Annotated in this window: 26 protein-coding genes; 15 read left to right on the plus strand and 11 right to left on the minus strand. The window is 66.9% G+C overall.

The window, feature by feature from the left end:
* Window positions 1-22 precede the first annotated feature (22 nt).
* A complete protein-coding gene (locus tag ACSF9G_RS14735) occupies window positions 23-1,159 on the plus strand; it encodes an ATP phosphoribosyltransferase regulatory subunit (RefSeq protein ID WP_436642840.1) in 1,137 nt (378 codons plus the stop codon).
* On the plus strand, window positions 1,156-2,130 hold the full coding sequence (hisG, locus tag ACSF9G_RS14740) for an ATP phosphoribosyltransferase (protein ID WP_436642841.1): 975 nt from the start codon (window positions 1,156-1,158) through the stop codon (window positions 2,128-2,130). The genes ACSF9G_RS14735 and hisG overlap by 4 nt, the downstream gene beginning before the upstream one ends.
* Window positions 2,131-2,139: 9 nt before the next feature.
* On the opposite strand, the gene ACSF9G_RS14745 is transcribed toward hisG, so the two are convergent.
* Complete coding sequence (locus ACSF9G_RS14745; protein ID WP_436642842.1) at window positions 2,140-2,412, minus strand: hypothetical protein; 273 nt, start codon at window positions 2,410-2,412, stop codon at window positions 2,140-2,142.
* A gap of 334 nt (window positions 2,413-2,746) precedes the next feature.
* Here ACSF9G_RS14745 and ACSF9G_RS14750 point away from each other — a divergent pair, with 334 nt between their 5' ends.
* On the plus strand, window positions 2,747-3,055 hold the full coding sequence (locus ACSF9G_RS14750; RefSeq protein WP_436642843.1) for a hypothetical protein: 309 nt from the start codon (window positions 2,747-2,749) through the stop codon (window positions 3,053-3,055).
* 13 nt (window positions 3,056-3,068) lie between these two features.
* Here the strand turns inward: ACSF9G_RS14750 and bcsS are convergent, their stop codons facing one another.
* The 6 genes from bcsS to ACSF9G_RS14780 all read right to left on the minus strand — a co-directional run bounded on the left by bcsS (window position 3,069) and on the right by ACSF9G_RS14780 (window position 9,438).
* Complete coding sequence (gene bcsS, locus ACSF9G_RS14755) at window positions 3,069-3,785, minus strand: cellulose biosynthesis protein BcsS (protein WP_436642844.1); 717 nt, start codon at window positions 3,783-3,785, stop codon at window positions 3,069-3,071.
* Window positions 3,786-3,942: 157 nt separating this feature from the next.
* Window positions 3,943-5,580, minus strand: a complete 1,638-nt coding sequence (groL, locus tag ACSF9G_RS14760; RefSeq protein ID WP_436642845.1) for a chaperonin GroEL — start codon at window positions 5,578-5,580, stop codon at window positions 3,943-3,945.
* A 60-nt stretch (window positions 5,581-5,640) separates the two neighbouring features.
* Window positions 5,641-5,955, minus strand: a complete 315-nt coding sequence (gene groES / locus ACSF9G_RS14765; RefSeq protein WP_436642846.1) for a co-chaperone GroES — start codon at window positions 5,953-5,955, stop codon at window positions 5,641-5,643.
* Window positions 5,956-6,125: 170 nt separating this feature from the next.
* On the minus strand, window positions 6,126-7,049 hold the full coding sequence (locus ACSF9G_RS14770; RefSeq protein WP_436642847.1) for a DMT family transporter: 924 nt from the start codon (window positions 7,047-7,049) through the stop codon (window positions 6,126-6,128).
* A 111-nt stretch (window positions 7,050-7,160) separates the two neighbouring features.
* Window positions 7,161-7,478 carry a hypothetical protein gene (locus ACSF9G_RS14775; RefSeq protein ID WP_436642848.1) on the minus strand — a complete coding sequence of 106 codons (318 nt, stop codon included), beginning with the start codon at window positions 7,476-7,478 and terminating at the stop codon, window positions 7,161-7,163.
* 16 nt (window positions 7,479-7,494) lie between these two features.
* Complete coding sequence (locus ACSF9G_RS14780) at window positions 7,495-9,438, minus strand: adenylate/guanylate cyclase domain-containing protein (protein ID WP_436642849.1); 1,944 nt, start codon at window positions 9,436-9,438, stop codon at window positions 7,495-7,497.
* Between the two features lie 184 nt (window positions 9,439-9,622).
* On the opposite strand from ACSF9G_RS14780, the gene ACSF9G_RS14785 reads away from it, so the two are divergent.
* Window positions 9,623-10,825 (plus strand): MFS transporter, encoded by a 1,203-nt coding sequence (locus tag ACSF9G_RS14785; RefSeq protein WP_436642850.1) that lies wholly within the window; start codon window positions 9,623-9,625, stop codon window positions 10,823-10,825.
* A 35-nt stretch (window positions 10,826-10,860) separates the two neighbouring features.
* The gene (locus tag ACSF9G_RS14790) at window positions 10,861-11,217 is read left to right on the plus strand and encodes a DUF427 domain-containing protein (protein WP_436642851.1); all 357 of its coding nucleotides are present in this window, start codon (window positions 10,861-10,863) and stop codon (window positions 11,215-11,217) included.
* On the opposite strand, the gene ACSF9G_RS14795 is transcribed toward ACSF9G_RS14790, so the two are convergent.
* Both ACSF9G_RS14795 and ACSF9G_RS14800 read right to left on the minus strand, forming a co-directional pair.
* Window positions 11,214-11,798: a hypothetical protein gene (locus ACSF9G_RS14795; protein ID WP_436642852.1), complete on the minus strand. Its 585-nt coding sequence runs from the start codon at window positions 11,796-11,798 to the stop codon at window positions 11,214-11,216. The genes ACSF9G_RS14790 and ACSF9G_RS14795 overlap by 4 nt on opposite strands.
* Window positions 11,799-11,901: 103 nt before the next feature.
* Entirely contained in the window at window positions 11,902-13,338 is a 1,437-nt protein-coding gene (locus ACSF9G_RS14800; RefSeq protein ID WP_436642853.1) for a sigma 54-interacting transcriptional regulator, read from the minus strand.
* A 181-nt stretch (window positions 13,339-13,519) separates the two neighbouring features.
* Between ACSF9G_RS14800 and aptA the strand changes: the two genes are divergently transcribed.
* The 4 genes from aptA (at window position 13,520) to ACSF9G_RS14820 (ending at window position 17,789) form a co-directional block, all read left to right on the plus strand.
* A complete protein-coding gene (gene aptA / locus ACSF9G_RS14805; RefSeq protein ID WP_436642854.1) occupies window positions 13,520-14,869 on the plus strand; it encodes an omega-aminotransferase AptA in 1,350 nt (449 codons plus the stop codon).
* A 43-nt stretch (window positions 14,870-14,912) separates the two neighbouring features.
* Window positions 14,913-15,497, plus strand: coding sequence for a hypothetical protein (locus ACSF9G_RS14810; protein ID WP_436642855.1), 585 nt, complete (start codon window positions 14,913-14,915; stop codon window positions 15,495-15,497).
* A 66-nt stretch (window positions 15,498-15,563) separates the two neighbouring features.
* Window positions 15,564-16,901 carry an EAL domain-containing protein gene (locus ACSF9G_RS14815; protein ID WP_436642856.1) on the plus strand — a complete coding sequence of 446 codons (1,338 nt, stop codon included), beginning with the start codon at window positions 15,564-15,566 and terminating at the stop codon, window positions 16,899-16,901.
* A complete protein-coding gene (locus tag ACSF9G_RS14820; RefSeq protein WP_436642857.1) occupies window positions 16,902-17,789 on the plus strand; it encodes a TIGR01459 family HAD-type hydrolase in 888 nt (295 codons plus the stop codon).
* A gap of 54 nt (window positions 17,790-17,843) precedes the next feature.
* Here ACSF9G_RS14820 and ACSF9G_RS14825 read toward each other — a convergent pair whose 3' ends face one another.
* Window positions 17,844-18,494 carry a protein phosphatase CheZ gene (locus tag ACSF9G_RS14825; protein WP_436642858.1) on the minus strand — a complete coding sequence of 217 codons (651 nt, stop codon included), beginning with the start codon at window positions 18,492-18,494 and terminating at the stop codon, window positions 17,844-17,846.
* 65 nt (window positions 18,495-18,559) lie between these two features.
* Window positions 18,560-18,943 (minus strand): response regulator, encoded by a 384-nt coding sequence (locus tag ACSF9G_RS14830; RefSeq protein WP_261613963.1) that lies wholly within the window; start codon window positions 18,941-18,943, stop codon window positions 18,560-18,562.
* 281 nt (window positions 18,944-19,224) lie between these two features.
* Between ACSF9G_RS14830 and ACSF9G_RS14835 the strand changes: the two genes are divergently transcribed.
* From ACSF9G_RS14835 to ACSF9G_RS14860, 6 genes are all read left to right on the plus strand, one after another.
* A complete protein-coding gene (locus tag ACSF9G_RS14835) occupies window positions 19,225-19,674 on the plus strand; it encodes a MaoC family dehydratase (RefSeq protein WP_436643263.1) in 450 nt (149 codons plus the stop codon).
* Between the two features lie 29 nt (window positions 19,675-19,703).
* Complete coding sequence (locus ACSF9G_RS14840) at window positions 19,704-20,696, plus strand: bifunctional riboflavin kinase/FAD synthetase (RefSeq protein WP_436642859.1); 993 nt, start codon at window positions 19,704-19,706, stop codon at window positions 20,694-20,696.
* Between the two features lie 8 nt (window positions 20,697-20,704).
* On the plus strand, window positions 20,705-21,667 hold the full coding sequence (locus ACSF9G_RS14845) for a DMT family transporter (RefSeq protein ID WP_436642860.1): 963 nt from the start codon (window positions 20,705-20,707) through the stop codon (window positions 21,665-21,667).
* A gap of 267 nt (window positions 21,668-21,934) precedes the next feature.
* Entirely contained in the window at window positions 21,935-24,871 is a 2,937-nt protein-coding gene (gene ileS, locus ACSF9G_RS14850) for an isoleucine--tRNA ligase (protein WP_436642861.1), read from the plus strand.
* Window positions 24,872-24,902: 31 nt separating this feature from the next.
* On the plus strand, window positions 24,903-25,421 hold the full coding sequence (gene lspA / locus ACSF9G_RS14855) for a signal peptidase II (protein WP_436642862.1): 519 nt from the start codon (window positions 24,903-24,905) through the stop codon (window positions 25,419-25,421).
* A 107-nt stretch (window positions 25,422-25,528) separates the two neighbouring features.
* Window positions 25,529-26,197, plus strand: coding sequence for a hypothetical protein (locus ACSF9G_RS14860; RefSeq protein WP_436642863.1), 669 nt, complete (start codon window positions 25,529-25,531; stop codon window positions 26,195-26,197).
* Window positions 26,198-26,307: the final 110 nt, after the last annotated feature.

Consider the following 26,307-nt stretch of genomic DNA (forward strand, 5'->3'; position numbering starts at 1 on the left):
CCGCGCAAACGGACCAAGATCGATGATCCGGCCCGCCGACAAAGACTCAAGCCTGAACGCGCTGCTCGCGTTTTTCGCCGAGCGCGGGCTCAATCGCGTCGATCCGCCGATCCTGCAGCCGGCCTCGGTATTCCTGGAGTTGTCGGGCGAGGATATTCGCCGCCGCCTCTATCTCGTGCAGGACCCCTCCGGCCGCGAGCTGTGCCTGAGGCCCGATTACACGATCCCCGTCAGCCTCGATCATCTCGCCGGTCCGGCGGCCGACAAGGCCGCCGGCTACTCCTATCTCGGGCCGGTGTTCCGTTACCGTCCCCAGCAAGGCACCCCGGGCGAATTCGCCCAGGCCGGCATCGAACTCTATGGCATCGAAGACCGCGATCACGCCGACGCCGAGATCATTGCCCTGTCGCTCGATGCGGTCAGCCGTTTCGGCCTGAGCGATCCCGAGATCAGGCTGGGCGATCCGGGCCTGTTCATGGCCTTCGTCGCCGCCCTCGGGCTGCCCGAGCCGTGGCCGCGCCGCCTGCGCGCCGCCTTCGGCCGGCCCGGCGGTCTTGCCGAAGTCCTGTCGGGCAAGCCGGCGCCGTTGGCTGCGGACGACAAGCGCCACGCCTTCCTCGCAGGTCTCGCGCGCACCGACCCGGAGGCGGCCCGTGCGGCGGTCGAGGAGATGGTGGCGGTTGCCGGCATCGCCCCGATCGGCGGCCGCAGTCCGCAGGAGATCGCCGAGCGCCTGCTGGAACAGGCCGAGATTGCCGGCGGACGCGGGCTCGACGAAACGGCCCGGGACGTGCTGACCCGTGTTGCCGCCGTGCGCGGCGAGCCGGAAACGGCGTTGAAGGAATTTACCGAGATTGCCGATGGCGCCGGTCTCGACGTGAACGAAAATCTGGTCGGTCTCGCCCGCCGGTTCCTGACCATGGTCGAGCGCGGTGTCTCGCTGGACCGCGTCACCTTTTCCGCCGAGTTCGGCCGCCGGCTCGATTACTACACGGGCTTCGTCTTCGAGATCTACGATCCGGCCCACCGCGAAGCGGGCCAGGTCATCGGCGGCGGTCGCTACGACAAGCTGTTGAGTCTCCTGGGCGCGCCGCGGGAGATCCCTGCCGTGGGATGCGCCATCTGGATAGACCGTCTCGTCGGGGAGGAGCCGGCATGAGCGAAACGCTGCTGATCGCCGTGCCTTCGAAGGGGCGCTTGCAGGAAAACGCCGACAAGTTCTTCGCCCGCGCCGGTCTTGCCGTTAAGCGCTCTCGCGGCGCCCGCGACTATCGCGGTGTCATCGACGGCGTGCCCGGCGTCGAGGTGCTGTTTCTTTCAGCCTCCGAAATCACCCGCGAGATCGGCGCCGGCGCCGTTCATCTGGGCATTACCGGAGAGGATCTCGTTCGCGAAGTGATCCCCGATGCCGACAAGGCCGTCGCGCTCGTCACCCCGCTCGGATTCGGCGGTGCCAACGTCGTCGTCGCCGTGCCGCAGATGTGGATCGACGTGCGCACCATGGCGGACCTCGACGACGTGGCGCAGGGATTCCATGCCCGCCACGGCCGCAGACTGCGCGTCGCGACCAAATACGTGAACCTGACCCGCGCCTTCTTCGCCGAGCATTCGGTCGGTGACTATCTGATCGTCGAAAGCCTGGGCGCCACGGAAGGCACGCCGGCGTCCGGCGCGGCCGATCTGATCGTCGACATCACGACGACGGGCGCGACGCTGGCCGCCAACGCGCTGAAGATCCTCGATGACGGCGTCATCCTGAAGAGCGAGGCCAATCTGGTCGCGTCCCTGAGGGCGGCATGGAACGGCCGGCAGCGCCGTGCGCTGAAGAGCCTTCTCGACCGGATCGCCGCCGAAGAGCGCGCTCGCACCATCCGCGAGGTCCGTGCCGTCGTGCCGGGAGACGCGCGCAAGATCGCGGACGGCGTGATCGGTCGCTTCGGCTGCGAGGCGCCCTACGGTGTCGAGAAGAACGGGCCGCTCGTGCTTCACTGCCCGGTCGGCGCGATCCACCCCCTGGCCGAGTACCTGCGCGAGCAGGGCGCCGACACGGTCGGCGTCGCGCAGGCTGAGTATGTGTTCCAGGCCCGCAACTCGCTCTACGACAGCGTGATGCAGCGCCTGGGAGCCTAGCCCGGGGGACTAGTCGGTGCCGTGACCGGTTTCGTAGGCCCACGTCCTTTTGGCAATCCAGACGGTCGCGATGAGGGCGCAGGTCATCGGGATGGCGCCGAGCGGCAGGTAGATCTCCGGCGGTAGGTGCAAAAGGCCGGCTGCCGACCAGTCCAGCGCGAGCGCGACGAAACCGATTTCGGAGCCGAACAGGATCGTCATGCCGATCGTGTTCAGGATTGCGATCGCGAGGATGGCCGAAGCCGGACGCGGCGACGCGACAGGTTCCAACGGGGTAGACATCCGAGTAGGTCTTCCTTCGGGGATCCACGGGCCTTTCGGGCCTCGGGGCGGGCGCAACGGCGCCGGCGCGCTTATGATATCTGTCGAAAGCGCTCGGTTTGAAAGAGGCGGCGGATTTTATTTTTGTGACCCCATGGACGGACTTGCGAAAGCCGGAACCCGGGAGCACTATCTGACCCGTCGGACGGAGCGTCCGGCCTGGAAAGTGCCCCCGGCAGGCGTGATATCCCGCAGCCGGGCAGCGCCTTACGAAAGCCGAGAACTCCGCCGCGAGCCATGCGCGAGGGCGTCTCGCGCAGCAGGGACGGTCGTCCCCTTTGGGGGGGGGGTATCGATGGTCTTCCTTCTCTCGGTTGTCGTGCTCGCCGTGGTGGTCGTGATGTTCATGACCGTCCAGCGGGTCTACCGTTCGCCAGCCAGGCCGAAATGGCTCGACGACGAGCCGGTGGTCATGCCGGTCAGCGTGACGTTTACCGGCGTATTCGCCGGTTCGATCGGTGCCATCGTCGCCACGTCCCTCGATCTGCCCCTCGGCGTGTGGGGCGATATCGGCGTCTCGCTGGCGGCGATCGTCATGATAGTGCTGATCGCGCGGACGGGATTTCTGCTGGTGGCTGGTCGCGGTCCGGCCGTTCCAGGCTGAGAGCCGATCGCGATCATTTCCACATCTTGACCTGCACGGCGACATAGGGGCCGTCGGCGTTCGGCTCGACCGCCCAGCCGCCTCCGGCCTTGATCTGTATGGCGCGCGACGGCCGGTAGCCGATCAGCAGGCCGTAGCGCTGCTGGTCGTAGCCCGGCTCGCCAAAGGCCGCGATTTCCGGTTCGAGACTGATGTTCGCCGCGATGTCGACACTCATCGCGATCCTGGCGCAATAGGTCTCCGCGGCGGTGGCGTAGCAGGCTGAACCGTTGAGGAACGTGCTGTCCGTCAGCCGCAGCCAGCCCTCGACAAGCGCCTTGGCGCCCAGGCGCGTGCCCTGCGGCGACTTGCCCGGATCGTAGGGCTCGGTCGTTTGATCCTGGACCGTCGGGCCGCCATAGACCGTCAGTCCCATGTTGCCGCCGATCCACTGGAATCCCGGCATCACCTCCGCCGAAAGCAGGCGGCCGGTGATATCGACGGTTCCTGCGAGGTAGTTGAACTGCCCGCCGTTGACGCTGGCCCTGAGCCGCCAGCCGGTATGGTCGAGATCGCCGACCGGCGCCCAGACCAGGCCACCGTGTCCGAAGAAGGAGTCCTCGGCGCCGTCGAGACCGAAAAACAGGTGCCAGCGCGGAGAGTGGGTTTCGGAAGCGGCCGCAGACGTCGTGACGAGCGCGAACGCAAACGCGGCAGCGATCGTCAGCCGCCGGTGCGATCGCGCCCTCATCGGTCCGCACCCCGGTCCATTGCACTTCCCCCAAGGGAAATTCAACCAGAGTTAGAAACCGGGCGCAACGATGTGTGTTCGCGGGAAGGGCATACGGCAAAACAAAAGGGGCGGCCCGGAGGCCGCCCCTCGTATCTGCGAATAGGCGGGAGACTTCTTAGAAGTCCATGCCGCCCATGCCGCCGCCGGGCATGGCCGGAGCCGCGGATTCCTTCTTGGGAAGCTCGGCCACCATCGCCTCGGTGGTGATCAGCAGGCCGGCAACCGAAGCGGCGTCCTGCAGGGCGGTGCGAACGACCTTGGTCGGGTCGATGATGCCCTGGGCAACCATGTCGCCATACTCTTCGGTCTGGGCGTTGAAGCCGAAGGTATCGCCCTTCGTCTCCAGCACCTTGCCGACCACGATCGAGCCTTCGACACCGGCGTTCTCGACGATCTGCCGGATCGGGGACTCGAGCGCCTTCAGGACGATGTTGATACCGGCCTGGATGTCGGCGTTGTCCGAGGAGAGCTTGGTAACCGCGGTCTTTGCGCGCAGCAGAGCGATGCCGCCGCCGGGAACGATGCCTTCCTCGACCGCCGCGCGGGTGGCGTTGAGGGCGTCGTCGACGCGATCCTTCTTCTCCTTCACCTCGATCTCGGTGGCGCCGCCGACACGGATCACCGCAACGCCGCCGGCGAGCTTCGCCAGCCGCTCCTGCAGCTTTTCGCGATCGTAGTCGGAGGTCGTCTCCTCGATCTGGGCCTTGATCTGACCGACCCGGCCCTCGATGTCCTTCTTCTTGCCGGAGCCGTCGACGATCGTGGTCTCTTCCTTGGTGATGTTGACCTTCTTCGCCTTGCCCAGCATGTCGAGGGTGACGTTCTCGAGCTTGATGCCGAGGTCCTCGGAGATCACCTGGCCGCCAGTCAGGGTGGCGATGTCCTCGAGCATGGCCTTGCGACGGTCACCGAAGCCCGGCGCCTTCACGGCCGCGACCTTCAGACCACCGCGCAGCTTGTTGACGACGAGCGTGGCCAGGGCCTCGCCCTCGACGTCCTCGGCGATGATCAGCAGCGGACGACCGGACTGGACGACCGCCTCGAGAACGGGAAGCATCGCCTGGAGGTTCGACAGCTTCTTCTCGTGCAGGAGGATGTAGGGATCCTCGAGGTCGCAGATCATCTTCTCGGCGTTGGTGATGAAGTACGGCGAGAGATAGCCACGATCGAACTGCATGCCTTCGACGACCTCGAGTTCGGTCTCGAGCGACTTGGCTTCCTCGACCGTGATCACGCCCTCGTTGCCGACGCGCTGCATGGCCTCGGAGATCATGTCGCCGATCTCGCGATCGCCGTTCGCCGAGATCGTGCCGACCTGGGCGACTTCCTCGGAGGTCTTGATCTTCTTCGAACGCTTCTGGAGGTTCGCGACGGCTTCTTCGACGGCCATGTCGACGCCGCGCTTCAGATCCATCGGGTTCATGCCGGCGGCGACGGCCTTGGCGCCTTCGCGTACGATCGCCTGGGCGAGAACGGTCGCGGTGGTGGTGCCGTCACCGGCGATGTCGTTGGTCTTCGACGCCACCTCGCGCACCATCTGGGCGCCCATGTTCTCGAACTTGTCCTCGAGCTCGATCTCCTTGGCGACCGTCACACCGTCCTTGGTGATGCGCGGCGCGCCGAACGACTTCTCGAGAACGACGTTGCGGCCCTTCGGACCCAGCGTCACCTTCACCGCATTGGCGAGGATGTCGACGCCGTTGAGCATGCGCTCACGGGCGTCGCGGGAAAATTTGACTTCTTTCGCAGCCATTTCTTGCTACCTCTGTTAAGTGCTTGCGCAGAAATAAAAAAACCGCAGAGACCCGTCAGGTCACGCGGCTTTCTTCTTCGCAGCCTTGGTTTCGATGACGCCCATGATGTCGGACTCTTTCATGATCAGGTAATCCTGACCGTCGACCTTCACCTCGGTGCCAGACCACTTGCCGAACAGGATCCGGTCGCCTGCCTTGACATCCATCGTGATACGCTTGCCGGCCTCATCCCTGCCGCCCGGGCCGACGGCGACGACTTCGCCTTCGCTCGGCTTTTCCTTGGCGGTGTCCGGGATGATGATGCCGCCCGCGGTCTTCTCTTCTTCGCTGATGCGCTTCACAAGCACACGGTCGTGCAGAGGACGAAAGTGCATGTAAAGTACCCTCCAAATTATGCGGCTCTCTTCGCGGAGCCACGGGTTCACAGAGTGTTTGGGACGGCTGTTAGCACTCTCGATTGATGAGTGCCAGCAGTCGCTGAACGAGATAAGTTGGGGTGGTGGGACTGTCAAGGGGCGGAGCGGTCGGCGCGGGCGATTCGGGCTCAGTCGCCGGAGGCCGTGTAGCGTCGCCGCGGGAAGATCGGCCAGCCCGGGCGGGTGGCGATCAGGCAGGCGAGAATGATCAGCGCCGCGCCGAGATAGGTGGCCGGACCGGGCCGTTCCTGGAAGAACAGCATCGCGAACGCGGTCGCCCAGAGCAGGTTGGTGTATTCCAGCGGCGCCAGCCGGCCGGCCGCCGCATGTTTGAACCCCCAGGCGATCAGCAGGTGCCCAGTGGTGCCGAGCAGTCCGACCACGGTGAACGCGATCAGGTCGTTCATCCCGATCCCGTTCCAGGTCGCGATCCCGACCGGCGTCAGGATGATGGCCGCCAGGATCGCCTGCAGGAAGATCAGCACGGGAATGGCGTCGTGGGCGGAGTGCTTGCGCAGAAGCACGATGCCGAGCGCATAGGCGATCGCCGACAACAGCGCCGCCGCGATCCCGGTCGGCGTCAGCGACTGACCCGAGCCGATGTCCCCGGCCACGACGACGACAATCCCGACGAAACCGAGGCCGACGGCCCCGATCGCGCGGACGGTGACCGGCTCGCCGAGGATCAGCCGGGCAATCAGGATCATGAAGATCGGCGCGGTGAAAGACAGCGTCACCGCTTCGACCAGGGGCATCCGGGTGATGGCGTAGAAGAACGATCCGGCGGCGACGATCATCACCGACGCGCGCAGGCCGTTGGACTTGAGCGATTGCCGGGTGATCCGGTGCGGTCCCGTCGCCAGGAAGACGACGAACGCGAACAGCGCGCCCATCACGTAGCGCAACCAGACGATCTGCAGGATCGAGGATTCCGGACCGAACCCCTTTACGATGGCGTCCATTCCCGACAGCAGAAAGATCGACAGCGCCACCACGAGGGCAGGGCGCATGGACGCGGCGTTGTCCGCCGTGCGGCCGGTCGCGTCGGACATGATCGGGGACCTTCGAAGACGTTCCTCACCGCCCATAGCACGGCGCTTGCCGGCCGCCTATCGCCCACGGCGCATGCCAGCCCTGCCGCTACGTGAACCCGGCCGGGAGATTTAGGGAAGGGGAAACTCGCTGACCGTGCCCGCCTCGTTGTCGATCAGCATGAACAGGTCGAAATAGGCGAAGGTCGGCTCCGTGCCCGTGCGGTCCTTGAACCGGGCGATCCAGGCGGCGTCATGCGCCTTGAGCGCGGCCTCCTTGTTCGGCCAGACATAGATCCCGGCGAGCTTTCCGTCCGCAGCGCGCACGAAATGCTTGCGGACGAGATCGGGATTGGCCTGCCAGTGGGCGACGACGCCGCGCGCGTCCGCGACAATGTCATCGTTGCTCATGCCCTCGGGGGCTTCGAAGCTGACCATCTCGACGATCATGTACCAGGTCTCCTGTTTATGTCCCGCTTTGCGCCGGAGCGACGATGCGGTGTGGCTCGAACACCTCGAGCGGCTCCGCCCGCCCTTTTACCCGAACTTCGCCCCGCGCGGTAAATTCGATATCGCCGGGGCACAGTTCGCGCGTCTGTTTGCTGACCAGGATCTCGGTGCCGAGCTCCTTGTTCAGCCCTTCCAGCCGCGAGGCGACGTTCACGGTATCGCCCATCGCCGTATACTGGAGCCGGTCTTCGGCCCCGACATTGCCGACCACCGCCGGCCCCGTGTGGATGCCGATGCGCGTGATCAGCTCGGACTTTCCCGCGGCGCGCTGGGCGGCGTTGAAGTCCGCCAGCGCCGCCTTCATCTGCAGGGCGCAGCGGCAGGCGTCCAGGGCGTGGTCGGGCGAGGCGATGGGCGCGTTCCACATTGCGTTGATGGAATCGCCCAGAAACTGCACGATTGTCCCGTCATTCGCTTCCACGCAGCCATTCAACAGCTCGAAATAGTCGGACAGCATGGAGACGACGGTCTCCGGGGCGTTCCGTTCCGAGATCGTCGTGAAGTCCTTGATGTCGGTGAACATGACGGTGACGGTTTCCCGCACCGCGGCGCGCCGGTCGAACAGGCCCGAATCGACGATGCGGCGGACGAGTTCCTTTGGCACATACAGCCCGAACGAGCTTATCGCGATGCGCGCGGAGGCGAGTGCGCCGTTCAGCGTAACGATTTCCGAGATCCGCGAGCGCAGGGGCGGTGGCTCCGAGAAATCGAAATCCTTCAGCCGCAGGGCCTGGCCGGTGAGCGTCATCAGCGAGCGGCTGATCAGCCGCGAAATGATGATGGTGATGACGATGCCGACGCCCAGAACGGCCGCGCCGATCGCTAGCCCCTGATGCAGCCCCCTGTCGACTTCGGCCGTGAAGTCGCTCCGCGGTGCGGCGACCGCGATGGTGTAGCCCGCGAACGCCGAGACGAAGTCGATCGGCGCGAGCAGCACCTCGTAGATCTTTCCGGCGTGCGCGAAATGCGTCCGGCCGCTGCCGAGCGTCTTCAGCGCCGCGTCGATCTGAGGCAGCAGCGTGTCGTGCTCGGCCAAGTCGACGTGGTCGTCGCCGCGTTGACCGTCCGCGATCTCGGTGAGTTCGGCCATCAGGACCGGGTTGGAGTGGACGATCAGTTTGCCGTTCGGATCGAAGATGTAGGATTGCGCGTTCGGTGAGACCCGCTCCTCGTCCAGGAATCGCGCCACCGTATCCATGAGAACGTCGGCGGCGATCACCACGCCCGGATCGGTCTTGTGCTTGAGGGCGATGGTCTTCACGTAGGCGCCGCTGAACGGCATGAAATACGGCTCGGTGGCGATCGGCCCTGTCGCCTGGGACGCCTCGCGATACCAGATCCGCGTGCGCGGATCGAAATCCGTCGGCTTGGTCGGAATGAACGAGGTCGGTTCGCCATCGGCGCCGAGAAAGGTCCAGCGCACGGTCGGACCGCCCGCCGCGTCGGGGATGATCATCTCCAGCGCCGCGGCTGCGTCTTCCGGCGCTTTCAGCGGCGCGCGCCAGGGCGATCCTTCGCGCAGGCTCACCAGGCGGAGGAAGCGGCCGTCGGGATACCCGACGAAGATGCCGTCGAGTTCCGGCGCGAGTTCGATCGTCTCGAACAGAAAGCTGCGCTTTTCGTCGAGACTGGCCGGCGGCGACGTCGCCATGTCGTCAAGCGCGGCGGCCAGTTGCGCCATCGCCAGCTTGTCGGCGAACGCGATGCGGTAATGGTCGACGATGCGTTCGGAGATCGATGCCATTTCGAGGTCGATGGCCTCGTAGGCGGCGTCGTGCCCGCGGTCGTAGGAAAGCCAGAGCATCGGCCCGGCGATACCGATCAACAGGACAACGAAGACAAGTCCGAGATGGATGCGAAGGGGCCTGGTCCAGGCGCCGTCTTTCTCGTTTCCCCGCATCGACTGTCTGTTCCCCCATCCCGCGATTCGGTAATCCGCGTTCCCTTCGCAACCCTATCATCGGTTGCGCGCGTTGGGCCAAGCTGTTCGCGAATTGCGGGAATCTGGCGGGCGCCGGATTCGGATTGCACCGCCTGCGGCCTTCGTCTATCGCGAAATTACTTTCGCATGCGAGCCGAAGGCGATGGCAGGCCCACAAACCGATACACGAGCCAATGGCGATCTACCGCTGCCCGCGCTGGCCGCCGTCATGGCGGTGATCGGGGCGTTCGCGCTGTCGGTCGGCTACATCTACCCCGCCATTGCCCTCAATCTCGAGGAACGCGGCGTGTCGACCGTGACGATCGGCGTGCTGGCGGCGATCCAGGGCCTCGGCGTCCTCGTCTGCTCGCTCATGCTGCCGTGGCTTACCGGGCGGTTCGGTGCCTGGCGGATTGCGGTCTGGTCGCTGCTGGGAACCGCCGCGACCATGACGCTTCTGGGACTGACCGAGGATCTCGTTGTCTGGGGCATCCTGCGCTTCCTGCTCGGCATCGGCGCCAATGCTCTGTTCGTCATCTGCGAGGTTTGGATCAACGTCCTCGCGACGGAACGGTTTCGCGGCCGTGTCATCGGCACCTACACCACCGTGATTTCCGGTTTGTTCGCGCTCGGCCCGCTGCTCGTCCCGGTGCTCGGCTATCAGGGCGCCGTCTCGTTCGGTTCGGTCGCGGTGATCTACCTTCTCATGGGCGCGCCCGTGCTCTGGCTCAGGACGGTGGTGCCGGCGATGGAGAAGGTTTCGTTTCGCGAGTTGCCGAGGGTCATGCTGGCGATCCCGGTTTTGCTGCTCGCCGTTGCGGTATTCTCCTTCTTCGACGCCGCGACCTTCGCCCTGTGGGTCGTCTACGCGTTCGGTCGCGGCGAGACCCAGACGGTGACGATCATCACCCTGTCGGTGCTGGTTACCGGCAACGTGATCCTACAGTTTCCGATCGGCTGGCTCGCCGACCGGATGAACCGCCGTGTCCTGCTGGCGCTGCTGTCCGGTGCCGCGTTCGCCGGTGCCATCGTGCTGCCGCTGCTGCCGCTGTCCCATGTCCTGACCTACGTGTTCCTGTTCTTCTGGGGCGCGGCGGCCTTCGGCGTCTATACGATCGCCATAACCCTGATCGGCCAGTATCTGACCGGCATCCGCCTTGTGGCGGCGAACGCCGCGTTCGGCGTGATGTGGGGGATCGGCGCCCTGATCGGCCCCTGGATCACCAGTTTGGCGATGCAGTCGCAGGGACCTGCCGGATTGCCGCTCACCTTCGCCGTGGTTTACGGTGTCCTGACGATCGCCGCCCTCAGCTTGCCGCCGATCCGCGCCGCGCTGGTCGGTCTGGAGCGGGAGGGCAGGGGCTGATCCCCCTCACTGAGTTGTCCGATGGGGAGTATCCGATGAAACTGCCCGGACCCGACCATCCGATCACGATTGCGCCGGCAAGACAGCGTGTCACCGTCCTCGCCGGCGGCCAGGTTGTCGCCGAAAGCGATCGCGCCCTCGTGATGCGGGAGGCGCACTATCCGCCGGTCTACTACCTGCCGCGCGCGGACGCGGCGATGGACCGGCTCGAGCCCAGCGAGCACGCGAGCTACTGCCCGTTCAAGGGAGAGGCTTGCTATTTCTCGATCCCCGCGCTGGGGGAAGCCGGGCGCAACGCGGTGTGGTCCTACGAGACGCCCTACTCGGCGGTCGCGGAGATCGCCGGCTGTCTCGCCTTCTATGCCGACCGCGTCGACGTTCAGGTCATCTAGCCGCGCTTGATCGTGATCGGCAGCGAGAAGGCCGCTGTCTTGCCGTAGACCCGGTCCGTGAGCGTGGTCGTGACCACGTAGTCGCCGGGGCCGAGCCCGCCGAACACGTAGGTCAGCGCCAGGAAAACATCCGCATTGCGGTCCGCTGACGCGATCTGGAACTCCGCGAACGCCTTGTGGCCGACGATGATCTTGCCTTCGGCCGTCGCCACCCTGACGTCGGCGACCATGTCGGTCCGGTAACCTTCGCCGGTGGACATCCAACCGAATGCCACCGGCTCGGCGTAGATGTGGATCTCCTCGTCGACCAAATAGGCGTTGCTGGCGCGCGGCTTTTCGCGGCCGAACGCGGTCGGCGCGGAATCGACCAGCGCGGTCTTGCGGAAGGCGAGGGGGACCATCTGCCATACGGCCTGGGCGAACCGGTCGGCGAGGTCCAGCGCCTCCAGGGTCTGGCCGGCGGCGGCGGCCTGTTCGGCCTCACTCGCCAGCGCCCTCAGGGTCTCGTCGGCGACGGCCGGCGCCACGGCGAGCCACGACACGATGGCGCCGACCAGGGCGCTGCGGAAAAAACGGATCATTTCACCCCCCGAAGCACGGCCTTTTCGTTCAGCCGCCGCATCCGGCCGTCATATTGGCGCATGGAAACGGGCCGCGGCAAGCGGACGCAGCGTTTTTGCGCGCTTAGGCGGCCGAGTTCGCCACCCGGATTTCGGCCGTCCAGCCCTGTTTCTTGCGGTAGATGGTGGAGGCGCTGATCTGCAGGGCGGCGGCGGCCTGGACGACATTGCCGTCGAAGGCCGACAGGGCGTCCTCGATGATGCGCCGCTCCTGCAGCCAGAAAGGCTCGATCGTCCCGGATTGTTTGATCGGGCTGCCGGCGGCTGTGCCGTGGCCGGGTGTGTCGACCCCGGTCTGGCCGGCCCGGGCGAGCGCCATCGCCAGCATCGGGGCGGTGATCTCGTCCCCGTCGTTCATCACGACGGCGCGGCGGATGACGTTCTGCAGCTGGCGCACGTTGCCGGGCCACTCGTAGTGGACGAGCAGGGCGCGGGCCTCCGCGTCGAACCGCGTGAAGCCGCGGCCTTCCTCCGCGGCGAACGCCAGCAGCGTCGCGTCCGCGATCGGCAGGATGTCCTCGCACCGCTCGCGAAGCGGCGGCAGATGAACCGGCAGGACGTGCAGGCGGTAGTAGAGGTCGGCGCGGAACCGGCCGGCGGCGACTTCGGCCTCCGGGTTTCGGTTGGTCGCGCAGACGAAGCGCACGTCGACGGGCCTGGACCGCGTGTCGCCGACCCGGCGCAGCGTGCCTGTTTGGATGAAGCGCAGGAGCTTGGTCTGCAGGTCCGGCGCCATTTCGCAGATTTCGTCGAGGAACAGCGTGCCGCCATTGGCGAGCTCGGCGGCGCCGGCGCGGTCCTCGTTGGCGCTGGTGAAGGCGCCGCGAACGTGGCCGAAAATCTCGCTTTCCATCAGGTCGCGCGGGATCGCGCCGCAATTGAGCGCGACGAAGGCGCCGGTGCGTCCGGACCGGCCATGGACCGCCTCTGCGGTCAGTTCCTTGCCGGTTCCGCTCTCGCCGGTGACGAAAACAGGCGCTTTCGAACTGGCGACCCGCGAAATCAGCTCGAAAACGCCGCGCATCACCTCCGAACGGCCGATGAACCGCTCGAAATCGGAGGACGGGGCGCGGGCCGTCTGCCGCGCCGACCCGGCCGGAACGAGGGTCGGCCTGGGCGTCGGCTCGAGCGTCCGCTCGATCGCCTCGGCGACGGCTTCGGGTCGGGTCGGCCGCACCAGGAAGTCGGCGGCGCCAGCCCGCATGGCGGCAACCGCCAGGCCGAGCGATCCGGTGCCGCTGATCGCGATGACGGGCGCCTCGGCGGCGGCGGCGGCGAGATCGGCGCTCCGCTCGCCGTTGGCGCCGTCGATCCCGAGCAGTATGGCGTCGACCGGCGCATCGTCGGCCGCCCGCGCCTCGCTCCAGCTCTCGGCTTCGAGGATGACGAGCGCCAGGCCCGAGCGCGATGCTGCCTCCTCGCGCACGAAGCGCCGGAAGACCGGATCGCGGTCGACGACGAGAACCCGACGGACTGGTGAACCTGTTTCGGCCGATGCCATGCCCGGACGAACCCCTCGCTTTCCTGCAGACTGACGACCGCGAACGCCCCGATTAATCCGCAATTAGGGTAAAGAAACGGTTGCCCGCGCCGCCGCGCGGGTGGTTTCCCGACCCGCGGGCCTCTGCTATCGTCCCGCGCGCTGCACCAACGAGAACCAAATCCGTTCAAGGAGCACATCTATGTCGGTCGCGCATGACATCGACACATCGGCGGAATTGTCGCCCAACGATCTCGAAGCATTCTGGATGCCGTTCACGCCGAATCGGGCGTTCAAGAAGAACCCGCGCCTGATCTCGCGCGCCAAGGACGTCCATTATTATACCCCGGACGGGCGCGCGGTCCTCGATGCGACCGCCGGGCTGTGGTGCTGCAACGCCGGCCATGGCCGCGCGCCGATCGTCGAGGCGATCCAGAAGCAGGCCGCCGAGCTCGACTACGCGCCGGCCTTCCAGTTCGCCCATCCCAAGGCCTTCGCGCTGGCCAACCGCCTGGCGATGATGGCGCCGGCCGATCTCGACCACGTCTTCTTCGCCAATTCCGGCTCCGAGGCCGTCGATTCGGCCCTGAAGATCGCGCTGGCCTACTGGAACGTCCAGGGCAAGGGCTCGAAGACCCGCCTGATTGGCCGCGAGCGCGGCTATCACGGCGTCGGTTTCGGCGGCATCTCGGTCGGCGGCATCGTCAACAACCGCAAGTTCTTCGGCGGTCTCCTGACCGGCGTCGACCACCTGCCGCACACCTATAACCGCGCCGAGCAGGCCTTCACCCGCGGCGAGCCGGAATGGGGCGCGCACCTGGCCGACAATCTCGAATCGATCGTCGCCCTGCACGACGCCTCCACCATCGCCGCCGTCGTCGTCGAGCCGATGGCCGGCTCCACCGGCGTGCTGCCGCCGCCCAAGGGCTACCTCAGGAAGCTGCGCGAGATCTGCGACAAGCACGGCATCCTGCTGATCTTCGACGAGGTCATCACCGCCTTCGGCCGTCTCGGCTTCGCCACAGCCGCCGAGCGCTACGGTGTCGTCCCCGACATGATCACCTTCGCCAAGGGCGTCACCTCCGGCACCGTTCCGATGGGTGGCGTGATCGTGCGCAAGCCCATCTACGACGCCTTCATGAACGGCCCCGAGCACGTGATCGAGCTGTTCCACGGCTACACCTACTCGGCCCATCCGATCGCGGTGGCCGCCGGTCTGGCGACCCTCGACGTCTATCTCGACGAGGGCCTGTTCGATCGGGCCAGGGAACTGGAGACCGAGTGGGCCGACGCGGCCATGAGCCTGAGGGGCAAGCCGAACGTCGTCGACATCCGCACCATCGGCCTGGTGGCGGCCATAGACCTGGAGTCGCGGCCCGGCGCCGTCGGCGCCCGTGCCTACGAGGCGATGGACAGGGGCTTCCACGAGTATGACATGATGATGCGCGTCACCGGCGACACCATCGCGCTGTCGCCGCCGCTGACCATCTCCCGCGACCAGATCGGCGGTTTGTTCGACGGGCTCGGCAAGCTGCTCGGCGAGCTGAGCTGACCGCACGGCGGTAATTGGATCGGAACCGATGTCGATAAAGAGCATGTTGGTCATAGGCGTCGCCGTGCTGATCGCGGCCGGCGCCGCCTATGTGTTGGTCGTTCCCGACGCCCTTGACCTGGTGGGCGTCGAGAGGGTGGAGGAGCCCGCGCCGGCGCAGCCGGCCAAGGACTCGTCCCGGATCAGCACCTCGACGCCGGTTCCCGCCGGCCAGGGATCGTCCGACGAGATGCCCAATGTCGGCGTCCTCGATCTGGCCGCACTTCCGTTCGAAAGCGGGTGCGGCCTGTTCCTCAGCCGCGAGGGCGAGGAGGAAATCGTCTTCGTCGACGCCATGCCCGGCGGCGGCAGTGACGACGCCAACGGCCCGATGCCGGCGGTGATGATGATCGACGGCACGCTCGTCACCTTCTCGCGCACCACCGCCGACGGCGAGCCGATCGGCTTCGGCCAGTACCCGCGCCAGGTGTTCGACAGCGCCGACAACACGGTCAGGGTCGTCGTCGAGGTCGATTTCGGCGAGGAGACCGATCCCGAGGACGTTCCCGTCTCCGCCGGCGAGGTGACGGTCATGAAGGCCGGCCGGCCGACGCTGAAGTTCCAGGTATCGGGCGGCGCGGGCTGCTGACGGGCAGGTACACGATTTGTTAAGCGCCGCGCTACTTGGCGGCGAGAATCACCTAGTATCCGCCGCATGTCAGTGTCGTCACCGGTCGAAGCGGACACCTTGAGAGGCCTGGACGAGCCGCGCTCTGTCCTGCCGTCGCCGTCGCCGTGGTTCGTCGCCTTCTGCATGGTGGTGATCGCGGGATCGCTGGCGACGATCCTCTATGCCCGCGTCGGCATGAGCGTGGCCGAGGCCGGCTGGATCGGCTTCGCCGCGCTTCTGATCATGGTGCTGGCCGAATTCTATTCCGCCCGCGCCCGCGAGCGCTCCGCCGTCGAGGCCGAGCTGCGGGAGGTGGTGCGCGTCTCCGGCCGGTTCCAGGACGAGATCGCGGCGCTGAACGAACGGATCGCCGACATCGAGGCGACGCTGACGGTCCGCGTCGACGACATGATCGAGGAACGGGTGGAGACCATCGTCGCCGACATGCGCCAGATCGAGGACCGGATAGAGGGTCTCGCCGAGACCGTTTCGACGCTTGAGGGCGCGGCTCCGGCCACCCGGGGGGCGCTGGCCGCCGCGGAGATCGGCGGGCAGGCCGCCGGTGCGTCGGATACTCTTGAGGAGACCCCGGCGTTCCCGGGCATGTCGGATGCGGAGGCCGCGGCGATCCTGCGGCGCTCGGTCGAGGAACACGGGCCGCTCATCCATCTGCAGTCGATCGTCACCTTGCCGCAGCGGCGGGTGCGGTACTACGAGGCCTTCGCGCGGCTGCGCACCGACGAGGGCCGCTCGCTGATGCCGCGGCAGTTCATCCCGCTCGCCGAGCGGACCGGCATCATGCCGATCATCGACAACGCCGTGCTGTTCCGCACGGTTCAGATCCTGCGCAAGATCGCCCGCAAGAACAACGACGTCGGCGTCTTCTGCAACATCTCGGCCCGGTCCCTGGGGGATGGCGAGTTCTTCCAGCAGTTCGTGGATTTCATGGGCGAGAACCGCAATCTCTCCGGCGCCATCGTCTTCGAGTTCACGCAGGCCGCCTTCGACGATCTCGGTCCCATCGAGCTCGCCAATCTCGACGCGCTCGCCGAACTGGGCTTCCGCTTTTCGCTGGACAACGTGACCCGGCTCGATATCGACGGCGCGCGCCTGGCCAAGCACGGTGTCCGCTACATCAAGATCGACGCGGAGACGCTGATGCAGCCGCCGCTTTCGGCGAGCGCCCACATTCACGCCGCCGACCTGGCCAAGCTGCTCGCCCGGTACGGTATCACGCTGATTGCCACCCGCGTGGAGTCGGAATCCCAGGTGGTCGACATCCTCGACTACGATGTCAGGTTCGCCCAGGGAAACCTGTTCTCGCCGCCGCGCATCGTCCGCGCCGAGGCCGCGCAGGCCGCCCGCAACCCCACGATAAACTGAATGTCAGACACCAGCCCGGCGAACGGGCCGCACCCGCAAATCCTGTTGCGGTTCCGCGATCTCGCGGAACGCTATGATGGTATCCTCTGCGACATCTGGGGCGTCGTCCACAACGGCGTCCGCGCCTGGCCGGACGCCTGCGATGCGCTACACCGGTTCCGCGAGGCCGGCGGCCGGGTGGTCCTGATCACCAACGCGCCGCGTCCCTCTGCGCCGATCCGCGAGATGCTCGACGGCCTGAAGGTGCCGCACCATGCCTATGACGACATCGTCTCCTCGGGCGACCTGACGCACGCGATGCTGGCCGAGCGGGCCGGCCGCAAGGCCTTCCATCTGGGGCCGGAGCGCGACCTCGGGGTGTTCGAGGGGATCGACATGCCGCTCACCGGCGCCGCCGATGCCGAGCTGGTGGTCAATACCGGCCTGTTCGACGACACCACCGAGACCCCCGATGACTATGCCGACATGCTCGCCGCGTTCCGCGCGCGCGACGTCGAGATGGTGTGCGCCAATCCCGATGTTGTGGTCGAGCGCGGCGACGAACTGCTCTACTGCGCCGGCGCGCTCGCCGATGCCTACGAAGCGTTGGGCGGCAGGGTGCTCTGGGCCGGCAAGCCGCACCCGCCGATCTACGACGAGGCCCTGGCCCGCCTGGCGACGGCGGCCGGCCGTCCGGTCGAGCGCGCGCGCGTGCTGGCGATCGGCGACAGCCTGCGCACGGATCTCGCCGGCGCGGCGCGGTCGGGCGTGGATGCCCTGTTCATCGCGTCGGGCATTCACGGCGGCGAACTGATCCGCGAGGATGCACTCGACCTGCCGGGACTGGAGCAGTCCTTCCGGCAGGCCGATGTCTGGCCGCGCGCGGTGATGTCGCGGCTGGTCTGGTAGCGGCGGGTCAGGTAACGGCGCGTCTGGTGACGCCGGCCGGTTGACGGGCGCGCGTCAGGCAGCGGAAAACAGGTCGTCGACCTCGTCCTGGCTGACGCCCTCGCCCCTGGCCTGGGGCCCGTCCAGCAGCAGGTCTTTCCTGCGCCGCACGCGGCTCGCCTCGTCCTCGTTGGCATGGCCCTCGGAGTCCTCGACCCGCATGCGCTGGGCGAAGCGGCTGACGCGGTCGTCGATCATCCGCAACGTCTCGACCACCTTGGTGATGCGCTGGCCGGTGATGTCCTGGAACGAGCAGGCTTCGAAGATCTTCATGACGTTCTCGTCGACCAGCGCCTTGTAGGCGTCATGGTCGGCGTCGTCGGCGTTCATGATGGCCTCGGCGCACTCCATGATCGTGTTCGTGGCCTCTTCCGTGGCCTCGACAACGGCGTCGAGTTCCTTGCCCGCCGTCGGCAGGTGCGTCTGCTTCAGGTCGTTGGCCTGCAGCCCGGCGATATCCGTCTTCATCGCCTCGATATACGAGGCGATCTCGCGGAACTCGCGCTGGATCGAGGCGTCGACGGCGCGATAGACGCTCGACAGCGACGACGACATCGTCTGCGCCAGAGACAGGATCTCGTTGACGGTGATATCGCCGTTCGTGCCGATGCCGATTTCCTCGAGGACCTGCGAAACCCGTGCGGCGCCCGATTCCGTGTTGGCCATGGTGTGATCCCCTCTTGACCAGCCGATTGTTGCGGAGGGGCGGGTGTCCCGCCGCTCCGGCGGGATCAGGCGCCGAAGACGGCGTCGATCTTGGACTTCAACGTCGCGGCGTTGAACGGCTTGACGATGTAGTTGTTCACGCCGGCCTTCTTGGCGGCGATCACGTTCTCGGTCTTGGATTCGGCGGTGACCATGATGAAGGGCATGCCGCACAGACGTTCGTCGCCGCGCACCTGCTTCAACAGCTCGTAGCCGGTCATCGGCTCCATGTTCCAGTCGGAGATGACGAGACCATATTGCTTGGCCCGCAGCTTCTGCAGCGCCTCGGTCCCGTCCGTCGCCTCGTCGACGTCGTTGAACCCGAGTTGCTTCAAAAGATTGCGGATAATACGGATCATCGTCTTGTAGTCGTCGACGACGAGAATCGGCATCGCGGTGTCGATCGCCATCCTAGCTCTCCATTCTTTTCCGGGCTCCTGTCCGCCGCCAGCCGCGTCCTGCGACATGGCGCCTGCCCGTCTCGTTGAGGCCGCCGACCGTAGGAACGCGCGCTGAAAAATAGGTTAAGGTGGTCCCAGCCCGTTTTGGTTGGTAAACCGCTGGTTTGCGGAATTTGGCGGATTGCGCCTGTCGGCGCTCCCGCCTAGTTTGCGCGGCTAGTCATCGCCCGTGCTGGAAAGGGGCCCGTACTGGAAAGGGGCCCGTACTGGAAAGAGGACCGACGATGAACATGGCGCCGGCCGGTTTCGGCTATTTTTTCGAGGATCTGCGCGTCGGCATGACCGAAGTGCTGATGAAGACCGTCATGGCCGACGACGTCATCGGTTTCGCCAAGCTGTCCGGCGACAACAACCCGGTGCATCTCAGCGATCACTTCGCCGCCCAGACCCCGTTCCGCGAGCGGATCGCCCACGGCCTCTATACCGCCAGCCTGATCTCCGCCGTGCTCGGAACCCGGCTGCCGGGCCCCGGCGCCGTCTATATCTCCCAGAGCCTGAACTTCCGCGCGCCGGTGCGCATCGGCGACGTGGTCAAGGCGCACGTCGAGGTCGTCGAGCTCGACGCCGACAAGCGCCGCGTCCGCCTGCATTGCGAATGCACGGTCGACGCCAAGACCGTGCTCGACGGCGAGGCGATCGTGATGGTTCCCTCCCGCGACAGCCTGCGCAAGCGCGGCTGACCGTCACCACCACGCCGCCAGCCGATCCGATGCCCGACCACCGCTTCGCCATCATCACCAATGCCGATCCGGTGCCCGCGGCCCTGCGCGGCGGCGTCGTCGCGATAGGCAACTTCGACGGTGTCCATCGTGGCCACCAGGCCGTCCTCAGCCGTGTGATCGAAATGGCGCGCGCCCGCGGCGTGGCCGCGCTGGCGCTGACCTTCGAGCCGCATCCGCGCACCTTCTTCCGCCCCGAGGCCCCGGTGTTCCGGCTGACGCCCGCGGCCGTCAAGGCGGAACTGTTCGAGGCCCTCGGTCTCGACGGCGTCGTCGAGGTCGGCTTCGACGCGGCGCTGGCGGCGACGCCGGCCGAGAGCTTCGTCGACTGGCTTCTGGTCGAGCGGCTCGGCGTCGGCGCCGCCGTGGTCGGCTACGACTTCCATTTCGGCAAGGGCCGCGCCGGCTCGCCGGACGTCCTCAAGGCGCTGGGCCGGGCGCGCGGCTTCGACGTCGAGATCGTCGGCAAGGCCGGCGATTCCGAGACCGTCTGGTCGGCGAGCGCGGCGCGCGCGGCGCTGGCCGGGGGCGATGTCGCGGCGGCGGCGCGCATCCTCGGCTACCGCTGGTTCGTGCGCGGCGAGGTCGTCCACGGCGCCAAGCGCGGCCGCGACCTGGGCTTCCCGACCGCCAATATCGGCCTCGCCCCGGAAACCGGCCTCGCCCACGGCGTCTACGCGGTGCGGATGCGGGTCGACGGCGCGGTCCATGACGGCGCCGCCAGCTTCGGCCGCCGGCCGCAGTTCGACAACGGCGCGCCGCTGCTCGAGGTCCATCTGCTCGACGTCTCGCCCGATCTCTACGGCAAGACGGTGGAGGTCGAGTTCGTCGGTTTCATCCGCCCCGAGGCGCGCTTCGACGGCGTCGAGGCGCTGGTCGCGCGGATGAAGGTCGACGTCGCCGAGGCCCGCCGCCTGCTGGCCAGGGCCGACGCCGAGGGCACGGCCGGACTGTCCGTGCCCGCCCGTCACGCCGCGCGCTGAGCCTTTCGGTGTCGAGTCCGTCCGCGCGCCCCGCAGGTGAATCCGTCATCGGAGAGCGCGAAGTCGTCGCCGGCGTCCTCTTGATGCTGCTGGCCGCCACCCTGCAACCGATGCAGGACGCCATCATGAAGTATCTCGGCGGTGCCGTGCCGGCGGTGCAGGTCGCCTGGGCGCGCATGGTCTTCCAGATGCTGTTCACGCTGCCCTTCGTGCTGATCGGGCCGGGCATCGCCGGCCTGCTGCCCAGGCCCTACGGCCTGCAGATCCTCCGCGGCCTGTTCATCGGCTGCACCAATGTCGCCTTCGTCTCCGCGATCGTGGTGATGCCGCTCGCCGACGCGATCGCGCTGGTCTTCGTCGCCCCGCTGGTCGTGACCGCGCTGTCGGCGCTGGTGCTCGGCGAGACGGTCGGCCCGCGCCGCTGGACGGCGGTCGTCATCGGCCTGGCCGGCGCGGTCATCATCATCCGCCCGGGCTCCGGCCTGTTCGGCGTCGTCGCCCTGCTGCCGATCACGGCGGCGGTCTCCTACGCCTGCTATCTGATCGTCACCCGCCGCCTCAAGACCTCGGCGCCGCCGATTTCGACGCATTTTTTCACCGCCGTCGTCAGCGCGGTGGCGATCAGCATCCCGCTCGCCGTCGGCATGGCCACCGGATTCCCGCTGATCACGCCGGTCGCGCCGAGCCCGGGCGAATGGGGCCTTCTGGCGGTGGTCGGGCTCATTTCCACTGTCTCGCATTTCCTGATCATCCTGGCCTATAACCGCGCCCCCGCCTCGACGCTGGCGCCGATGACCTATTTCGAGATCGTCGGGGCGACGATCCTCGGCTATCTGGTCTTCGGCGACTTCCCCGATTTCTGGACCTGGGTCGGCATCGCGGTGATCGTCTCCAGCGGCCTCTACGTGGTGTTCCGCGCCCGCAGGAGGCACGCGCAGGTGCCGATCAGCGGGTCCGACGCGGGCCTGTGAGCCGAAACCGCCTCTTTATCCGGGCTCCAGTGCCTGATAGAAGGCCCGCCAAGCATTCGGATGTCCTGGTCATGGAGAGCAAGCCCGTGAGCGAGACCGCGAGCGAATCCGTGAGCAGACCCGTCCGGGGGCTCATAGCCGCGCGGCGAATTATCGGCCCGGTTTTCGCCTGAGGCGGGAGATCGATCCCGACGGGCGGAAAGCCGGGAAACCCGACCACGTGTCCGAAACCATCGAGCGACCGCCCCGAAAGCCAGTCTGAAGACCATGACAAACGGATCCGATTCCGCCGCCAAGCGCGACTATTCCGAAACCCTGTTCCTGCCCAAGACTGAATTCCCGATGCGCGCGGGCCTGCCCAAGCGCGAGCCCGAGTTCATCGAGCGCTGGGACCGCCTCGAGGTCTACAAGCGCCAGCGCGAGATCGCCAAGGGCCGCGAGAAATACGTCCTCCACGACGGCCCGCCCTACGCCAACGGCAACATCCACATCGGCACCGGCCTCAACAAGATCCTCAAGGACGTCGTCACCCGCTCGCACCAGATGCTGGGCTACGATTCCAACTACGTGCCCGGCTGGGACTGCCACGGCCTGCCGATCGAATGGAAAATCGAGGAGCAGTATCGCGCCTCGGGCCGCAACAAGGACGACGTCCCGGTCATCGAGTTCCGCAGGGAATGCCGTCAGTTCGCCGAGCACTGGATCGGCGTCCAGAAGGAAGAGTTCCGCCGTCTCGGCGTCGAGGGCGACTGGGAGAACCCCTACACGACCATGACCTTTGCCGCCGAGGCGCAGATCGCCCGCGAGCTGATGAAGTTCGCCATGAACGGCGGCCTCTATCGCGGCTCCAAGCCGGTGATGTGGTCGGTGGTCGAGAAGACGGCGCTGGCCGAGGCCGAGGTCGAGTATCACGACTATACGTCGGACACGATCTTCGTGAAGTTTCCGATCGTCGAGGGCCCCGAGGCCGGCAGCGCCGCGGTGGTAATCTGGACGACCACGCCGTGGACGATCCCCGGCAACCGCGCGATCTCGTTCAGCCCGCGCATCGAATACGGCCTCTACAAGGTGGTCGAGGCACCGGAAGAAAACTGGGCAAAGCCGGGCGACCTCTACGTTCTCGCCGACAAGCTCGCCGAGGAGGTGATGAAGGCTGCCCGGGTCGAGCACTACAAGCGGGTCCGCGACATCGACTATGCCGAGCCCGGCCAGATGGTTTGTGCCCATCCGCTGAAAGGTCTCGACGGCGGCTATGAGTTCGCGGTGCCGCTGCTCGCCGGCGACCACGTCACCGACGACGCCGGCACCGGCTTCGTGCACACCGCGCCCGGCCACGGCGCGGAGGACTTCGAGGTCTGGACCGACAACAGGGTCGCGCTCGAAAGCCGCGGCATCGACCCGACCATCCCCTACACGGTCGACGCCGACGGCTTCTTCACCAGGGACGCGCCGGGCTTCTCGGGCAAGCGGGTGATCACCGACAAGGGCGACAAGGGCGATGCCAACCAGGCCGTCATCGACGCGCTGGCCGCCGCCGGCAACGTGGTCGGCCGCGGCCGGCTCAAGCACCAGTACCCGCATTCCTGGCGCTCCAAGAAGCCGGTCATCTTCCGCAATACGCCGCAATGGTTCATCTCGATGGAGGACGGCAGGGGCGACGAGGGCCTGCGGGGCAAGGCGCTGAAGGCCATCGCCGAGACCCGTTTCGTGCCGGACGCCGGACAGAACCGCCTGCGCAGCATGATCGCCGAGCGCCCGGACTGGGTGATCTCGCGCCAGCGCGCCTGGGGCGTGCCGATCACCGTGTTCGTCCATCGCGAGACGGGCCAGGTGATCCCGAATGCCGGTTTCGCCGAATCCGACGCGCTCGGCCGCCGCATCGCCGATGCCTTCGAGGCCGAAGGCGCCGATGCCTGGTTCGCCGACGGCGCACGCGAGCGCTTCCTGTCGGGCCTCGTCGACGATCCGGCCGAATGGGACAAGGTCGACGACATCCTCGACGTCTGGTTCGACTCCGGCTCGACCCATTCCTTCGTCCTGGAAGTGCGTCCGGACCTGAAATGGCCGGCCTCGCTCTATCTGGAAGGCTCGGACCAGCATCGCGGCTGGTTCCATTCCTCGCTGCTGGAATCCTGCGGCACGCGCGGGCGCGCGCCATACGACGCGGTGCTGACGCATGGCTTCGTCATGGCTGAGGATGGCCGCAAGATGTCGAAGTCGCTGAACAACCAGGTCTTCCCGCAGGACGTCATCAAGCAGTCCGGCGCCGACATCCTGCGCCTGTGGGTGGTGACGTCCGACTATTCGGAAGACCTGCGCATCGGCCCGGAGATCCTGAAGAACACGGTCGAGGCCTATCGCAAGCTGCGCAACACCGTGCGCTGGACGCTCGGCTCGCTCGCCCACTACACCGGCGAGGACGTGCCCGAGGCCGAGATGCCGGAGCTGGAACGCTACATGCTGCACCGGCTCGCCGAGCTCGACCGGCTGGTGCGGCGCGCCTACCAGGACTTCGACTACAAGCGCATCTCGCACGCGCTGTTCAATTTCGCGACCGTCGACCTGTCGGCCTTTTATTTCGACATCCGCAAGGACGCGCTCTACTGCGATCCCATCTCCAGCACGAAGCGCAAGGCCTGCCTGACGGTTCTCGACCGCGTCTTCAAGTGCCTGATCGGCTGGTGGGCGCCGATGCTGCCCTTCACCATGGACGAGGCGTGGCTGTCGCGGTTCCCCTCTGAGGACGGCTCGGTGCATTTCGAGACGTTCCCGGAGGTTCCCGAGAGCTGGTACGACGAGCGCCTGGCCGAGAAGTGGCGGCGGGTGCGCCGGGTGCGCCGCGTCATCACCGGCGCGATCGAGATCGAGCGCGCGGCCAAGCGCATCGGCTCCAGCCTCGAGGCCGCGCCCGAGGTCTGGTTCACCGATGCCGATCTGATCGCGGCTGTCGCCGACGTCGACCTGGCCGAGGTCTCGATCACCAGCCAGATCGTCCTGAAGGAAGGCGAAGGTCCCGCCGACGCGCACCGCATCGACGAGGTTTCCGGCGTCGCCGTCGTCCCGGCGCTGGCCGAGGGCAGGAAGTGCGCCCGCTCGTGGAAGATCCTCCCCGACGTCGGCTCCGATCCGGCGTGGCCGGATCTGTCGCCGCGCGACGCCCTGGCGATGCGTGAGTTCGACGCGGGCAGCGCGGCGGCGGAATAGGACGCCGGCCGTTGGACAGCGGGACACAGCAATGACGATGAGCCTCCGCCGCACCCTCTGGGGCCCGCTGACCGGCCTTGGCGCCTCGGTCGCGCTCGCCGTCTTCCTGCTCGACCGGTTGCACAAGTGGGCGATGCTCGGCCCGATCGACATCGCCGCGCGGGGGCGAATCGAGGTCGCGCCGTTCTTCGATCTCATCCTCGTCTGGAATCGCGGCGTCAGCTACGGCCTGTTCCAGCAGGATACCGATGCGGGGCGGTGGTTCCTCGTGGCGGTCAAGATCGTCGCGAGCCTCGCCCTGTGGATCTGGCTCGCGCGGGTTCATTCCAGGCTGACGGCGGTCTCGATCGGCCTTGTTATCGGCGGGGCGATCGGAAATGCCGTCGATCGGGCGGTTTACGGCGCCGTTGCGGACTTTTTCCACTTCAGCGCCTTCGGCTGGTCCTGGTACGTGTTCAACCTCGCCGACGTCGCGATTGTTGCGGGTGTCGTCGGGCTTCTGTATGAATCCCTGACGGATAGTCACAAAAGAGCCCCAAAGCCCGATTAGCGGGCTAGTCTCGAACGAGACACAACACGTGCTGGTATTGCGTATGGCGCTTGGGCGATGGGCCCGAACGGGGCTCGACGCCAGCAGGCACGGGAACGGGTAACCGCATGAAACGAGATGGTCGGTTCGGTGCGAGGCTGACGAACGGCTTCGCGATCTGCGTGGCGGGCGGGCTTCTGGCAGCCTGCTCCGGATCCAGCAGTGGCTTCAACGATCCCGTGGAGGACATGCTCGGCGATCCGCTCGTCGCGATGGGCCTGAAGGTCGATCCCAGTGAGGAGACGATCGAGTACGGCCCGCGCTCGCCGCTGGTGATGCCGTCGGCCGACCAGGCCGCTCGGGACCTGCCGCCGCCGGTCGCCGCCAGCGAATCCTACGGCGCCGAGTGGCCGACCGACCCCGACGCGGAACGCCGCCGGAAGGAGGCGGAGATGCGCCAGGCCGCCCTCAAGGAGAAGCCGCGCGACGTCGAGTACGCCTCCGAGCCGATGACGCCGGGCGAACTCGAGGAGTGGGGCCGCATGTACGGCCGCAGCAACGGCTCCGGTGTCGCGCTCGGCCCGAAGAAGCCGGGTGGCAAGGAAGTAGCCAAGACGGTCAGTCCGCGCGAACTCCTGGATCGGCGCAAGGATCCCAACCAGCCGCTCCGGTCGGAGCCGCCCCGCCAGTCCCTGAACGAGCCGCCGGCCGGCTACCGGACGCCGGCGCCGTCGGTGGAGGGCACCGGGGAGCCGGAGAAGAAGGGCTTCTTCTCGCGGCTGTGGGGCAACAGTTAATACCTGGACGTCAGAGGAGGTCCGGCCGATCACGACTTCGGGAGCGTGGTGGCGCCGGACGGGGCACCCGTCTATATCGTTTGGCAGCGTCGCGCCGGTCGATCGGACCG

The sequence above is a fragment of the Microbaculum mangrovi genome (genome assembly GCF_051390635.1).
GTDB lineage: Bacteria > Pseudomonadota > Alphaproteobacteria > Rhizobiales > Tepidamorphaceae > Microbaculum.